General features: G+C 53.9%; 10 protein-coding genes. 4 read left to right on the top strand and 6 right to left on the bottom strand.

Features of this window, described 5'->3' with window-relative positions; genetic code table 11:
• Positions 1-2: 2 nt before the first annotated feature.
• Together AB9F26_RS13650 and AB9F26_RS13645 are read right to left on the bottom strand one after the other, a co-directional pair.
• Positions 3-821 (bottom strand): ABC transporter ATP-binding protein, encoded by an 819-nt coding sequence (locus tag AB9F26_RS13650; protein WP_369755301.1) that lies wholly within the window; start codon positions 819-821, stop codon positions 3-5.
• Positions 818-2800, bottom strand: a complete 1983-nt coding sequence (locus AB9F26_RS13645) for an AMP-binding protein (protein ID WP_369768275.1) — start codon at positions 2798-2800, stop codon at positions 818-820. Before AB9F26_RS13645 ends, AB9F26_RS13650 begins: the two co-directional genes overlap by 4 nt.
• Before the next feature lie 186 nt (positions 2801-2986).
• On the opposite strand from AB9F26_RS13645, the gene AB9F26_RS13640 reads away from it, so the two are divergent.
• Complete coding sequence (locus AB9F26_RS13640; protein WP_369768274.1) at positions 2987-4909, top strand: PAS-domain containing protein; 1923 nt, start codon at positions 2987-2989, stop codon at positions 4907-4909.
• Positions 4906-5607 carry a response regulator transcription factor gene (locus AB9F26_RS13635; RefSeq protein WP_369768273.1) on the top strand — a complete coding sequence of 234 codons (702 nt, stop codon included), beginning with the start codon at positions 4906-4908 and terminating at the stop codon, positions 5605-5607. The genes AB9F26_RS13640 and AB9F26_RS13635 overlap by 4 nt, the downstream gene beginning before the upstream one ends.
• On the opposite strand, the gene AB9F26_RS13630 is transcribed toward AB9F26_RS13635, so the two are convergent.
• Positions 5604-6470 carry a LysR family transcriptional regulator gene (locus AB9F26_RS13630; RefSeq protein ID WP_369768272.1) on the bottom strand — a complete coding sequence of 289 codons (867 nt, stop codon included), beginning with the start codon at positions 6468-6470 and terminating at the stop codon, positions 5604-5606. The two genes, AB9F26_RS13635 and AB9F26_RS13630, sit on opposite strands and share 4 nt — an antisense overlap.
• Before the next feature lie 185 nt (positions 6471-6655).
• Positions 6656-9433, bottom strand: a complete 2778-nt coding sequence (gene fdhF, locus AB9F26_RS13625) for a formate dehydrogenase subunit alpha (protein WP_369768271.1) — start codon at positions 9431-9433, stop codon at positions 6656-6658.
• 198 nt (positions 9434-9631) lie between these two features.
• Between fdhF and AB9F26_RS13620 the strand changes: the two genes are divergently transcribed.
• A complete protein-coding gene (locus tag AB9F26_RS13620) occupies positions 9632-10672 on the top strand; it encodes a saccharopine dehydrogenase (protein ID WP_369757680.1) in 1041 nt (346 codons plus the stop codon).
• An 11-nt stretch (positions 10673-10683) separates the two neighbouring features.
• Positions 10684-11823, top strand: coding sequence for a saccharopine dehydrogenase family protein (locus AB9F26_RS13615; protein WP_369755309.1), 1140 nt, complete (start codon positions 10684-10686; stop codon positions 11821-11823).
• A gap of 18 nt (positions 11824-11841) precedes the next feature.
• Here the strand turns inward: AB9F26_RS13615 and AB9F26_RS13610 are convergent, their stop codons facing one another.
• Both AB9F26_RS13610 and mutL read right to left on the bottom strand, forming a co-directional pair.
• Positions 11842-13071, bottom strand: coding sequence for a DNA recombination protein RmuC (locus AB9F26_RS13610; RefSeq protein ID WP_335584034.1), 1230 nt, complete (start codon positions 13069-13071; stop codon positions 11842-11844).
• Positions 13068-14951, bottom strand: a complete 1884-nt coding sequence (mutL, locus tag AB9F26_RS13605) for a DNA mismatch repair endonuclease MutL (protein WP_369768270.1) — start codon at positions 14949-14951, stop codon at positions 13068-13070. The genes AB9F26_RS13610 and mutL overlap by 4 nt, the downstream gene beginning before the upstream one ends.
• Positions 14952-14981: the final 30 nt, after the last annotated feature.

Here is a 14981-nt window from a genome sequence, read left to right as displayed (position 1 = left end):
ATTTAATCATGGGAGACTCCCAAATAGGCGTCGATCACTTCTTGATTGTTGCGCACTTCTTCGGGTGTCCCGTCGCCAATTTTCTTGCCGTAGTCCATCACAACAACGCGATCAGAAAGGTCCATCACCACGCCCATATCGTGCTCAATAAGGGCAATTGTTGTGCCAAATTCATCGTTCACATCGAGGATAAAGCGGCTCATGTCCTCTTTCTCCTCAACGTTCATGCCCGCCATCGGTTCATCAAGCAGCAAAAGTTTCGGCTCGGCGGCCAGCGCACGTGCCAACTCAACCCGTTTCTTAAGACCATACGGCAGACGCCCGACGGGGGTTTTGCGAATGCTTTGGATTTCGAGGAAATCGATAATTTCTTCGACTTTTTCGCGGTTGGCAACTTCTTCGGCCTGCGCCTTGCCCCACCAAATCGCCTGACTGAAAAGACTCGATTTCATATGGGTCAATCGGCCTGTCATGACGTTGTCCAAAACACTCATGCCCTCGAACAAGGCGATGTTTTGAAATGTGCGCGCGATCCCTTGCTGGGCAACTTTATACGGGCGCATTTGAGGACGTTTTTTGCCGTGAAACAGCACGTCACCTTCTTGGGGATTATAGAACCCAGAGATCACGTTAAGCATGCTCGACTTGCCCGCCCCATTTGGGCCAATGATCGCGCGGATTTCGCCTTCGCGAATGTCAAAACTGATGTCTTTGATCGCAACAACGCCGCCGAATTTCAGGGTGATGTTTTTCATTTCCATCATGACGCCGCCGATTTGACGGCCATCTGCGGTTACATATCCGATATCATTCGTGGTCATTCTGCGGCCACCTTTGCGTCTAGTGGCTGCACGGCCACATCTAATAGCGAGAGTGTTGCGCTTATTTCGCCTTTGCGACCGTCTTCGTAGGTCACTTCTGTGCGGGTGAAAATTTCATCCGAACCATCGTAAAGCGCATCAATGAGGTCAACGAACTTCTCTTCGATAACCCGACGACGCACTTTGCGCGTCCGTGTCATCTCGCCATCATCCGCGTCGAGCTCTTTGTGCAAAACGAGGAATCTGTGGACTTGGCATCCCGCAAGCATTTCATCTTGGGCGATGCTTTTGTTCGCTTCGGCAATGTGATCGCGGATGGTTTCCAAGACTTGGGGATGCCCCGCAAGTTCTTGATAGGAAGCATAGGCGATGTTGTTGCGCTCAGCCCAATTTCCCACCGCCGTTAGGTCGATGTTGATAAAGGCCGTACACATGTCCCGCCCTGCGCCAAAGACCACGGCTTCGAGGATATTGGGATAGAACTTCAGTTTATTCTCAACAAACTTCGGTGCGAACATCGCCCCTGTCGCCATTTTTCCCACGTCTTTTGCACGGTCGATAATACGCAAATGACCGGATTTTTTCTCGATGAAGCCCGCGTCGCCTGTGGCAACCCAGCCCTCAGCGTCTTTGGTTTCCGCCGTGCTTTCGGGGTTTTTAAGATACTCAACAAAAACACCTGGCGAGCGATAGAAAACCTCGCCCGTATCGGCAATACGGATTTCCACACCGGGGCTTGGGACGCCCACGGTATCGTTGCGCACTTCGCCATCGGGTTGCTGCGTTATGAACACGCTGGCCTCGGTCTGACCGTAAAGTTGTTTGAGGTTGATGCCGAGGGAGCGATAAAATTCAAAAATTTCCGGCCCAATCGCTTCGCCCGCCGTATAACCCACGCGAACGCGGCTAAAGCCAAGTGTGTTTTTCAACGGCCCATAAATCAGAACCTCGCCCAATTTGTATTTCAGGCGGTCAATACTGCTAACCTCTTTTCCGTCCAAAATCGCGGGGCCAACACGTTTCGCCAACCCCATACATTTGTGGAAAAGCCACTGTTTAAATTTCCCAGCATCCTCCATGCGGATCATGACGCTGGTTAATTGCGTTTCAAAAACCCGCGGCGGCGCGAAATAATACGTCGGACCAATCTCGCGAAGGTCCGTCATCATTGTGTCGGGGCTTTCTGGGCAATTTACACAGAAACCCGTCCAAAACGCCTGACCGATCGAGAAGATGAAATCCCCAACCCATGCCATTGGCAAATATGCGAGCACTTCATCGTCAACGTTCAAATTGTCAAACTGGGACGAGGCCTTGGAGGTTTCGATGATATTACGGTTTGATAGAACAACCCCCTTGGGCTTGCCTGTCGTTCCGGACGTATAGAGCATAACGCATATGCTGTCGTAATTAAGCAATGCAGTACGCTTGGCCAGTTCAGGTGCCAATTCGTCACGTGCAGCAAGTCCTTGCGACATCACGTGCGAAAATTCATGCAATTTCGAGTGGTCGTATTTCCGCATCCCACGTGGATCGAGATAAATCATGTGCTCAAATTGCTTCAGACCCTCTTGAACCTGAATAACTTTATCGACCTGCTCTTGGTCGCCTGCGATCACGAACCGCGCACCACAATGCCCCAAAACATAGGCCATTTCTTCGGCATTTGCGTCATTATAAAGGGGAACGGGGATCGCACCGGTCGCTTGAATCGCAACCATCGACCAATACAGGCTCGGGCGATTGCGACCGATAATCGCCACAAAATCGCCCGTGTTTACACCAATATTAATAAGCCCTAGCGCCAATGCCTCAACATCTGCTGCGACGTCCGCCCATGTTTGGGTTTGCCAAATGCCATACTCTTTCTCGCGAAAGGCGGGGCTTTTTGGAAATACCTTTAGGTTCCGCGCCAAAAGCGCAGGTATGGATTGCAAGTTCTCAGCTGCCTCTGGCAACGCTGAATTCGTTTGGGCCAATGCGTATTCCTCCCTACCGTCAGCTCCCCCCGACGGTCACAGTCGCTTTTGCGATTCTCTCTCGCTCTAGCGTGGCCCTTTTTATCTAGCGGTCAAATTGTTCCTGACTATTTCCGAACTATTTCGAATTGTAACAACGCAACGTTGGGGCTTCTCCAGAGGGAAATCCCCTGATAGCGATAGGGTATGATACAATCAAAAGCCTCCATCGCGCGCTATACCCAAGCAGGTTTGAACCTTATTCAACAGGCACTTTCGATTTATGATGCCGATTTGAAACTGGTCGTCTGTAACGCACGGTTTCAGGAAATGTTTAGCCTTCCCGAATGGCTCGTGACCCCCGGAGCTACATTTATCGACACCATTCGATATCTCACCGAGCGCTTGGAATACGGCGAAGTCGATGACGTTGAGAGCTTTGTGCAAGAACGCGTAGACGTGGCGCTCGCCTTTGAGCCCCATTACATCGAACGGGTTCGGTCCAACGGTCAAGTTGTCTCCATCGAGGGGGCGCCCCTGCCGCAGGGGGGCTGGGTCACGGTCTATACCGACATCACGCCGATCAAACGCCAAGAGGCCCTTTTGCGGGCGCGCTCGGAAACCCTATCGGACCAAGTTTTGAGCCACTCCGAGCAACTCGGAACAACCAACCGCGAATTGGCAGCGACGATCGGTGCGCTTGAGCAAGCAAAACGCGAACTCACCGAAATTGAGGCCCGAACGCGCCTCACGACCGAGATGATGCCAGCGCATATTGCGCATTTGGATCCGGACGGGCTGTACACCTATTCTAATCGGCGCCTGTCGTCGGTGATGCCGGGGCGTCCAAACAATATCCTCGGGTTGCATATGCGCGTGGCCCTCGGCGAGGCCGCCTATGCGAAAACGGGGCCGTATTTAGAGCGCGCGCTTGCAGGCGAAGCCTCTGTGTTTGAATTCACTGATGAAGTCTCTACCCGCCGCATTAGGGTCGCATTTACGCCGGACATACGGGAAAATGAGATCACGGGCGTGTACATTCTCTCGATGGATATCACGCAAGAAACCCAAGCCCGCGCAGCACTTTCTCAAACCCATAAGAAGGAACTCGCCGCTCAAATGACGTCTGGTTTGGCACATGATTTCGCCAACTTACTGACGATTATTTTGGGTATGCAGGCCCAATTGGCCCGCATGGGTTTACCCGACGACGCCAAAGAGCTGATTACCGCCACTCAAGGAGCAGCCCGACGTGGCGGTGTTTTGCTTGATAACATCGGTAAAATGTCAGGACCGCGCCCAATGCACCCTGCCCCCTGCGATGTTCCCAATCTCTTGCGCGAGATCGTAGTCTTGGCGACTCCGAGCCTTGGTCAAGACGTGCACCTAACCACGTCCCATGTGGGCCTGTTAGAGCCTCTTATGTTGGACGCAGGCTCCCTTCAGGACTCACTGCTCAATTTGGTGCTCAACGCTCGCGATGCAATCGGGGCCAACTCAGGACGCATTGAATTAACCGCGCGAGCCGAACAGGATACGTGGCTCGAGATTCAAGTCGCGGATTCGGGGAGTGGATTTTCAAAAGAGGCTCTAATCAACGGTCTAAGTCCCTTTTTCACCACTAAAGGCGGCGAAGGATCGGGGCTAGGCCTCTCTATGGTTTATGATCTCACCAAGCTAGCAGGTGGGCAAGTGGCCCTGGAAAACACCGATGGAGGCGCGCGCGTCACCATTAAACTCCCGCTCAGGGCCGCACCAAAAACCGTCAGTGCAACCATGGTTCTTCTGGTCGAAGACTCGCCCGAAATTCGCCTCTCTGTACGCGATATGTTGATTTCGGAAGGCCACGTTGTTATCGAAGCCGAAACGGTGCAGGAAGCGTTACAACTCGCTCAACTGTCTGGCGTCGGGATGGTAATTTCCGATATTTCTCTCCGCGGCGAGGGGACGGGCCTCGAACTAATGGATAAATTGGGCGCGTTGGGTCTAACCGTTCCAAGGTATCTCATGACCTCACGCCCCCCAAACGATCCGCTACACAACATTGCGATTACACGCTATCCTGTCCTTCAGAAGCCTTTCGATAGAAAGCAATTAACGGCTTTCCTTGCCGCAAAGGACCCCAAATGACCAAGCCTCTCGTGACAATTCTCGACGACGAGCCAGAAATCCGCCGCATGCTCGCCGACGCCCTCCAAGAGGCTGGATACCGCACAGCGAGTTTCGCTAGAGCAACAGAATTTGAAGCCTCTCTAAAAACCTCGTCGCCCGACGTATGCCTCGTTGATTTGGGACTTCCCGACAAGGACGGCCTTGCGTTGGTGCACCGTCTTGCTCTGGAAAGTGGTGCGTCAATCATCATTATTTCTGGTCGTGCGCAGGTTCAGGATCGCATCACGGGTCTCGAACTTGGCGCGGATGATTACATCATCAAACCCTTTGATCCTTCCGAGGTGGTCGCCCGTGTGCGTGCCCGTATGCGAAGCACAAAACCCGTCGGACGTGTTTCCGAGACGGCACATTTCTCGGGGTGGATAGCGCAATTTGACAGTTACGTTTTGCGCGATAAAGACGGTGTAGAAACGCCGTTTTCACATGCAGAAGGCGAAGTCCTGCGCATGTTTCTTAACAGCCCCAAACGCCTTATCTCCCGCGCACAGATGCAGGAAAACCTTGGCGGCGCAGCAGGCGAAAGCTTTGATCGCGCGATGGATGTCCGCATCTCGCGGCTACGCACGAAGTTGCGCGAAGACCCCAAAAACCCTCAGCTTATCAAAACGATTTATGGTGCCGGATACATTTTCCTTGGCGACGTCACTTGGGACTAACTCGCGACCTCAAATAAGGCTCTATTCTTGCGAAAAAACGCAACCAGAAGCTCTTTAAAAGCCACTACTTTTGCGTTGGCCCACAAATCTTTATGCGCCACGACCCAGATGTCGAGGAAGGGTTGCGGTGGAAGATATGGCACCAGAATGAGGTTTTGCTCGCGCCCCAAAAAGAGAGGCAACCGCGCGACACCCAAGCCCGCTTTCGTCGCCTCCAGCAGGGCAGCCATATCGTCAAAAACGAGCCTAATGCGGCCATTTGGATACGAATCTAAGGGTGAGGCCATAGCATGGGAGAAGGCGAGCCAATTAACCCGTTTTGCTGGATCCGCCTCAATCCGTTCATACACTTCACGCGTACAGAAAGATGCCGTCTTCTGCCCCGTCAATCGCCGCCCCATCAGGGTATCACCGGGGGAATCGCTTATCCTAATTGCAAGGTCCGCCTCGCGACGATTGAGGTTCAACACCTCATTGCTTGCGCGAATGGAAAGGTTCACATTTGGGTGCAGATTTAGGAACTGATCCAAGACCGTCGCGAGGTGACGACCGAATAGAAGTTGTGGTGCCGTAACTTTGAGACTTCCCGACAGTTGCGCCTCTCGTCCCGCGACCTTGAGACGAAATTCCGTTTCGGAGGTTTCCATCCGTTCGGCAAATTCTGCTGCTTCCCGCCCCGCATCGGTTGGAACATACCCTTGCGGGAGTCGATCAAAAAGTCGCGTGCCATATTGCTCTTCAGCATGGGCAATTCGTCTCGATACCGTCGTATAATTCACACCCAACGCCTGTGCTGCGGAGGACAAAGATCCGTGGCGCACCATAAATAAAATAGTGCGCAGATCATCCCAGTCGTTTCTCATTCTGGTTCCTCATTGGGCACTTTTTTGCGCGCGATTACTGCAAGCGCGCTGGCCTCACTCAAAATAGGATTTTACACCCCAGTTGAAATGTACATAGGTACCAATTCCAAATTTCCAAGACGTCTTTTGTCCCCCAAGCCAAATGACATGCGATTAATGCCTAGCGAAACGAAATTGAGCCGCTTTTAGAGCGCCTCCGACATCACGACTTTTTCCGCTCGCACCGCAGAAAACTTGAATTCCGGAATTTTTCCGTAAGGATCGATCGCTGAATTTGTCAGGATATTTGCGGCGGCCTCAACGAATGCAAACGGCAAAAATACCATATCCTCGGCAACCGCACGATCCGCCCGCGCCATCAGTGCAACGGTTCCACGACGGGTGGTCAATCGAATGAAATCACCCGCAGTAATACCCAACGCGCGCAGTGTTTTGGGGTGCAGGGAACAGTTCGCCTCTGGCTCCACCGCATCCAAAACTTTGCTTCGGCGGGTCATTGATCCAGTATGCCAATGCTCCAACTGTCGACCCGTTATCAAAATCATCGGATACTCAGCATCTGGTGCTTCGTCAGGGGCAATCACATCCGCAGGCGTAAATTTGGCGCGATTATTGTCGCGCGGGAAACCATCGCCAAACACAATGGCCTGACCGGGATCTTCAGGTGAAAGGCTTGGGTAAGTTACTGCATTTTGCGTCTCTAACCTTGCCCAAGTGATGTTTGAAAGGCTCTTCATATTGAGGGCCATTTCCGCGAAAACTTGGCTCGGATGCGTGTAGGTCCAATTCAGTCCCAAGCGTTTTGCCAGTTCAACTTCGATCCACCAATCTTCGCGCGCATCGCCAGGAGGGGCAACGGCGGGACGCCCCATTTGCACCTGTCGATTGGTGTTGGTCACGGTTCCGGTTTTTTCGGCAAAGGCGCTCGCGGGAAGAATGACATCCGCGTAATTGGCCGTTTCGGTGACGAAAATATCCTGAACGACCAAATGCTCAAGTTTCGCCAGCGCGTCTCTGGCGTGAGTCACATCTGGATCGGACATCGCGGGGTTCTCACCCAGAATATACATTCCTCGTGTGTTTCCCGCGTGGATATCATTGATAATTTCGGTCACGGTCAGGCCCTTTTCAGCGCTAAAATCGCCACTCTGCCAAACCGAGGTAAAAGCGGAGCGAACCCCGTCATCCGTCACACTTTGATAGTCGGGCAGGAACATTGGTACTAGCCCAGCATCCGAAGCGCCTTGCACGTTATTTTGGCCGCGTAAGGGATGCAGCCCCGCGCCAGATTTACCGACATTTCCTGTCATAAGCGCCAGCGAAATCAAGCAGCGCGAGTTGTCCGTGCCGTGAATATGCTGGCTAACCCCCATCCCCCAGAAGATCATACCCGCTTTCCCCGCGGCGAATGTGCGTGCCACGTCGCGAAGAGTTTGGGCATCTATCCCACAGATGTCGGCCATTTTCTCTGGAGAGAAGTCGGCAAGATGCGCCTTTTCCGCCTCCCAATTCTCGGTCATACTGCTGATATAGGCGGCGTCGTAAAGTCCTTCCTCAACGATCACATGCATAATCGCGTTGAGTAGGGAAACATCCGCACCGGGACGGAACTGCAGCATATGGGTAGCAAAACGGCTTAGGGATTGGCCGCGCGGGTCCATAACAATCAGTTTGCCACCGCGCTTGGTGAACTGCTTGAAATAGGTCGCCGCAACGGGATGGTTTTCGGCGGGATTGCAGCCAATCACAATCGCCACATCGGCATTTTCGATTTCGTTAAAGGTGGCCGTGACCGCGCCAGAACCGACATTTTCGATGAGAGCCGCCACCGAGGATGCGTGGCAAAGACGGGTGCAGTGATCGACGTTATTATGGCCAAATCCTTGGCGGATCATTTTTTGGAACAAGTAGGCTTCTTCGTTGGTACATTTCGCGCTGCCAAATCCGGCGACCGACGCACCGCCATGGGTATCGCGCAGATGCGCCAACCCGTTTGCCGCCACGTCCAATGCTTCGTTCCATGTTGCTTCGCGAAAATGCGTGAGGGGATTGGCAGGGTCGACGTTGAGGCCCTTTTCTGGGGCGTCATCGCGACGGATCAGTGGCTTTGTGACGCGGTGCGCATGATGGATATAGTCAAAACCAAACCGCCCTTTCACACAAAGCCGCCCCTCATTTGCTGGCCCGTCCAGCCCTTCGACAAATTTCACGCGCCCATCTTTGACCTTCAGTGAAATCTGACAGCCCACGCCGCAAAAGGGACAGACGCTGGCAACTTCACTGTCGTAATCCTCGGAATCACCTGTCTGTGCGCCATCCAAAACCGCCGCAGGCATAAGCGCCCCAGTTGGGCAAGCTTGCACACATTCACCGCAGGCCACACAGGTGCTATCGCCCATGGGGTCGGCCAAATCAAACGTCGGATAGGCGTCGTGACCGCGCCCTGACATGCCGATCACATCATTAACCTGAACATCACGACAGGCGCGCACGCACAGGCCGCATTGGATGCAGGCATCAAGGTTCACGCTCATCGCGACATGGGAATTGTCTAGCAGCGGAACGCGAATCTTATCCAATTTTGGAAAACGGCTTTCGGACACACCTTGCAACGCAGCTTGTTTCCAAAACTCGGAAGATTTGTCGTGGGCAACCTCCTGTTTAGGTTGGTCAGCGACCAGAAGCTCAATCACCATCTTTCGGGCGCTTTGGGCCCTAATAGACTCTGATTTTACATCCATACCTTCGGTCGGGCGTCGCACACAGCTTGCCGCCAAAACACGTTCGCCCGCGATTTCAACCATACAGGCCCGACAGTTTCCGTCGGGATCATAGCCTTTGGCGGGCTTGTGACACAAATGCGGAATGTCCACGCCTTCACGCTTTGCGACGGTCCAAATGCTTTCGCCTTCGTGTGCAACAACGTTGCGCCCATCGAGTGTAAAACTAACTGAATCCGACATGCCATTCTCCCTATTACGGCCAGCTTACTCCTAAACCCATGCCCCCTGCCCACACTTTCTGCGACACATCCCCGCCTTTTTCCGCCATTTCGTAGCCGATATGCGCCTCCGCGTACCCAACACGAAACTTTCACCCAATCACTACGATTGCCCATTGCACATTCTTGTCCTACTCCTGTGTCAAACAGGGAGGTGACGATGACACATTTATGGGTGCGCGCAGAGCAGCGCGAGAATGAGGATCGTGTTGGCTTGACGCCAGAAGGTGCGGCCGAACTTAAGAAAGCTGGCCTGCGTGTGACGGTGGAGAAAAGCTCCGTACGTGCTATTCCGCTTCAAGGTTACATTGATGCCGGATGCGAAATTGCCCCCGAGAATAGCTGGCCGACAGCGCCGTCCGATGCCATCATTTTCGGCCTCAAAGAGCTTCCTGATGACGGTACCCCCCTATCCCATAAACACATTATGTTCGGTCATGCCTACAAAGGCCAACCCTCTGGCCGTATCCTACTGGACCGCTTTATCGCCGGTGGCGGAACGCTCTATGATCTTGAATACCTCGTGGACATGGACGGACGTCGTGTTGCGGCCTTTGGTTATTGGGCGGGGTTCGCGGGCGCAGCTGTTAGTCTCAAATGCTGGACAGCCCAACAGCGCGGAGAGGCCTGCGCTGCGGTACACTCTTATGCCGGAAAAGACGCACTTTTGGCTGAGTTAGGCTCTGAACTGCGCGGATTCACACCACCTGTTGCCCTCGTGATTGGCGCTCTTGGGCGGGTTGGAACGGGGGCTGCGGACCTGTGCGAAGCGCTCGGAGTTTACGTCACAAAATGGGATATGGCCGAAACCGCGTCGGGTGGACCTTTCCCAGAAGTGCTTGACCATGAAATCTTCCTGAACTGCATCCTCGCACGCCCCGGCACATCTGTCTTCGTACCGGAAAGCGCCAAAACCGCGCCCCGCAAACTCTCGGTTATCGGCGATATAGCTTGTGATCCTGACAGCGACTTTTCACCAATCAAAGTCTATGATCGGACAACCACCTGGGAAGAACCGGCTCTGCGAGTCGCGACCAACCCTGTGCTCGATGTAACCGCGATCGACAACCTACCCTCAATGCTGCCCGTCGAAAGTTCGATGGACTATGCGTCTCAATTGCTGCCTTCCCTCTTGACCCTAACTGACCTGTCGACTGGTGTTTGGGCACGGGCGGAAACCACTTTCAACACACATAAATAGGAGACGCCAGTATGACAATTCATTGGTGTGGAACTGGCCTTTCGTCCGTCCCCGGACTTCGTCGCATACTTGAAGCAGGCCATGACGTGACCGTTTGGAACCGCACATTTGAGGAGGCCGACCAAGCTGTCGGCGACTTGACCCAAAACATCAAGATTTTCGCTTTTGACGCGCTCCAAGCGGACCTCAAAGCGGGAGACATCGCCGTTTCCATGCTGCCAACCGACTTTCATTTACCCGTCGCAAAAATTTGCCTCGCAGAGAACGCGCATTTCGTTTGCTCCTCCTATATCTCGCCCGAAATGGCGGCACTGGACACCGAAGCGCGCGCGAAGGGCCTGTGTTTAGTCAGTGAAGTTGGCCTCGACCCGGGGATAGACCATTTAATGGCCCACCACCTTGTGGCCGACTATCGCGCATCGGATGCCTATGACGTGAACAACGTTATTTCATTCAAAAGCTTTTGTGGTGGTGTTCCTAAAATCTCAAATGCGTTTCGGTACAAATTTAGCTGGTCGCCAATTGGCGTGCTCAAGGCCCTTATCGCGCCAAGTCGCTCCATCCGCAATTTCACACCTCTCAATATGACCCACTCATGGGATGCCATTCGAAACTATGTGGCCCCGCTTCCCACACCTGAGACCTTTGAAGTTTACCCAAACCGCGACTCGCTGCCCTTCATGGAAGAGTACCATTTTGACGAACATTGGAAGGTCAAGGAATTCGAACGTGGCACACTTCGCCTCAATGGTTGGGCAGATGCTTGGGCCGACGTTTTCAACGAGATTGGCTCCGTGAGTGGGCCAGAAGGCGACGCACGCCTGCAGGAGATGTCAGATCAGATGTGGCGCGATCACGCCTATGAGAAGGACGAACCTGATCGCACAGTTATGTGCGTCGATTTCGAAGCGGAGCGCGACGGTATCCCCGTTTATCACAAAACATATGTGCTGGATGCGTGGGGCGATGCGCGCGGTTCTGCGATGTCGCGCCTTGTGTCCGTCACCATGACGCTGGCGATCGAATCCATTCTCAATCGCGAACTTCCTGTTGGTGTTTCCGCCGCGCCGAAGGATCTGAAATTGGTTGAGAACTGGATGACAGCAATTGAGCCACAAGCGCAATTCCTCGCGCTCAAATCCGCGCTATAACAAGATTTTCCTCGCTGATCACTCAGCAATCAGCGGGGCAACCACCTCTGGATCGGGTGCAATTTCCTCGAAATCGAAATTGTCCAAACGCTGAGCGCGACGCCCCGCTTTGTCCGCCGAGACCTTGATTTCAGAGATGTCTTTTGCGGCCTGTCCAAAATGGCGATCAAGACTCTCAACCCGCGTTCCCAAACGATCAACGTCTCCATGCAAAAGCGCCAGTTCCTTGCGGATTGCCCCTGCTTGTTCCCGCATTCTGGCGTCCTTTAGGACAGCGCGCATGGTGTGAAGCGTCGCCATACAAGTCGTCGGAGATACGATCCAAACCCGCGCCGCAAACCCTTCACGCACGATTTCAGGGAAGTTGGCGTGGAGTTCTGCATATACGGATTCAGACGGTAGGAACATAAGCGCCCCCTCCGCGGTTTCGCCTTCAACGATGTATTTCTCGCTAATCGCCTTAATATGAGCGCGAACGGAAGTGCGCATCGCCCGTGCCGCAATTTCGCGCTCAGGTTTTGTTTCCGCATTGCGCAAGCCTTCGTAGGCCTCAAGCGGGAATTTGCTATCGACAACAATCGGACCGGGAGGGTTGGGAAGGTGGATCAGACAATCTGCACGTTTGCCGTTCGATAGGGTCGCTTGGAAGGTATAGGCATCCGAAGGCAAGGCCTTGGTCACGATATCATTGAGCTGAATTTCGCCAAACGCGCCGCGCGTCTGCTTATTAGACAAGATATCTTGTAGCCCCAAAACGTCGCCCGACAATTTTTCAATATTGGCCTGCGCTTTGTCGATTGTCGCCAACCGCTCCTGCAATTCCGTCAGGGATTTCGTGGTCCGAACCGAACTACCATGAACGGAAGCGTTAAGTTTTTCCTGCATTTCAGCCATCGTATGTGCCGCTCTCACAGAGCTATCATGCAAGCGTTCCTGCATGTTCTGTTGCACCGCTGCCAAACGCATTTCCATCGTTTGTAGAATTTGATTGTGCGACGACGCCTGTGTTTCGGCACTGGATTGCAACCCACCCGCAAGCCGTTCCTGCCCGTTCCCTAAGTTTTCGACGGCATAGGAAAGTTGCCCCAATTGACTCATCATAGGGCCCGTGAGTTTAGCCGCTTGCCCACTCGCACGGACCATTTTTCCGAGCATCACAAGCACAAGCACGACAATACATATCCCCACGAACGACGCGATTACGCGCGGGTCTGAATAGGCATAGTCAATATCGTTGATGGTAATCATGTGCGTCCGAACAGTCGCTCAATGTCCGACAGCTTAAGTTCGACATATGTTGGGCGACCATGATTGCATTGGCCAGAATGTGGCGTGGCTTCCATTTCGCGCAACAACGCGTTCATTTCATCAGCTTGCATGCGGCGCCCCGAGCGAATGGACCCGTGGCACGCCACCCGTGACAGGATCGCCTCAATTCGCGCCTGAACAGAATGGCTGTCCCCCAAATCGGAAAGCTCGTCCAGAATATCAAGAATCATCCCGCGCGCGTTCACTGTCCCCAAAATCGCAGGGGTTTCCCGCACCGCAATTGCGCCCGCACCGAAGGGTTCGATCACCAACCCAAACGTTTTAAGTTCTTCAGAAACTGAGAGGATTTCTTCTGCGTCCCCTTGGGAAAGTTCGATAATATCGGGGATTAAAAGGGCCTGTGTCGCGACACCATTCTGCGCCATTTGCTTTTTCAGCTTCTCGTAAACCAATCGCTCATGCGCGGCATGTTGATCAACAATAACCATACCATCTTGGGTTTGCGCCACGATATAATTTTCATGCACTTGTGCCCGCGCGGCTCCCAAAGGAAGCGCGCTACGGCTGGCAACCTCATGCGCGTCCTCAATAAGCGGCTCTACTCGGGCTGAAGGAGCCGAAAACCCGCCCTCTGCGAAACCAAAATTGCTGGAGGGAGGCGGTGCGCTATACGCCCCGTAAGATGCGCCGGGGGCGGAACGGTCCATCTGGTAAATCCGTGGCGCTCCGGCGCTTGGTTCAGACGTTTCAGTGCGAAACGCTCCGAGTGTCGCATTCGCAACGGTGGTACTCGCGCGATGCCCCGCTTGCGCCAATGCATGACGGAGGGCCGAAACGATCAACCCACGCGCCACACCGGGTTCACGGAATCGGACCTCGGATTTTGCGGGGTGAACATTCACATCAACCCGTGTTGGCTCGACCTCTAGAAACAGAACTGCCGCAGGGTGACGGTCGCGCGAAAGGAAATCGAAATACGCGCCCCGCAACGCCCCAACGAGCATTTTATCCCGAACGGGGCGACCATTCACAAACAGGAATTGCGCAACGGACGACCCGCGCGAGTAGGTCGGAAGGGCCGCATAACCCGTCAGGGAAATACCTTCGCGTTCGGCATCAATCAGCAGCGCATTCTCTGCAAACTCTGCACCCAGAATTTTACGCAAACGCGCATGGAGCGCATCAAAAAGGTCACCGTTTTCTGGATCCGCGCGAAAGGTAACCCGCTCGGCCCCCCCTCCCGATGCATCCCGCAAGATAAACCCGACGTGTGGTTCCGCCATCGCCAAACGCTTGACGACATCCGTAATCGCCCCCGCTTCTGCGCGGTCCGTCCGCATAAATTTCAGCCGCGCAGGGGTGGCATAAAATAAATCGCGCAATTCAACGACCGTTCCGGACGTAAGGGCTGCGGGTTTTACGGCCGATTGAACACCTCCTGCGGTCGAAATCGTCGCGGCCTCTTCACCTTTTGGGCGGCTCGTAATTTTCAAGCGCCCAACGGCACCGAGGGAAGGCAGCGCCTCTCCGCGAAAACCGAATGTATGAATGTTGAGAAGGTCACTCCCGTCGATTTTACTCGTGGCGTGACGCGCCATCGCAAGGGGCAAATCTTGTGCTGGAATCCCACATCCGTCGTCCACCACGCGGATAAAGGTCTTGCCGCCATCAGCATAGGTGATCTCAATTCGGGTGGCCCCCGCGTCGATTGAATTCTCAACTAGCTCTTTGACCGCAGATGCTGGCCGCTCCACCACTTCACCCGCCGCAATCCGATTGATTGCGGAGTCGTCGAGTTGACGGATTACAGGCATCGTGGCGGTACTATTTGGGCTCATATTGGGGTTTCCATCAGGCATACCACTAGGATTAGCATGCCTAAGGCCGAT

Origin of the sequence: Falsihalocynthiibacter sp. BN13B15, assembly GCF_041205415.1 — a bacterium.
Taxonomy (GTDB): Bacteria; Pseudomonadota; Alphaproteobacteria; order Rhodobacterales; family Rhodobacteraceae; genus Falsihalocynthiibacter; species Falsihalocynthiibacter arcticus.
Note: the sequence above shows the minus strand (reverse complement) of the source record. Positions and strands in the feature narration are given on the sequence as shown.

Excerpts from the sequence above, each read along its gene's own strand:
- AB9F26_RS13650 (WP_369755301.1), bottom strand. The coding sequence starts at position 821 with ATGACCACGAATGATATCGGATATGTAACCGCAGATGGCCGTCAAATC.
- AB9F26_RS13640 (WP_369768274.1), top strand. The coding sequence starts at position 2,987 with ATGATACAATCAAAAGCCTCCATCGCGCGCTATACCCAAGCAGGTTTG.
- AB9F26_RS13635 (WP_369768273.1), top strand. The coding sequence starts at position 4,906 with ATGACCAAGCCTCTCGTGACAATTCTCGACGACGAGCCAGAAATCCGC.
- AB9F26_RS13630 (WP_369768272.1), bottom strand. The coding sequence starts at position 6,470 with ATGAGAAACGACTGGGATGATCTGCGCACTATTTTATTTATGGTGCGC.
- fdhF (WP_369768271.1), bottom strand. The coding sequence starts at position 9,433 with ATGTCGGATTCAGTTAGTTTTACACTCGATGGGCGCAACGTTGTTGCA.
- AB9F26_RS13620 (WP_369757680.1), top strand. The coding sequence starts at position 9,632 with ATGACACATTTATGGGTGCGCGCAGAGCAGCGCGAGAATGAGGATCGT.
- AB9F26_RS13615 (WP_369755309.1), top strand. The coding sequence starts at position 10,684 with ATGACAATTCATTGGTGTGGAACTGGCCTTTCGTCCGTCCCCGGACTT.
- AB9F26_RS13610 (WP_335584034.1), bottom strand. The coding sequence starts at position 13,071 with ATGATTACCATCAACGATATTGACTATGCCTATTCAGACCCGCGCGTA.
- mutL (WP_369768270.1), bottom strand. The coding sequence starts at position 14,951 with ATGCCTGATGGAAACCCCAATATGAGCCCAAATAGTACCGCCACGATG.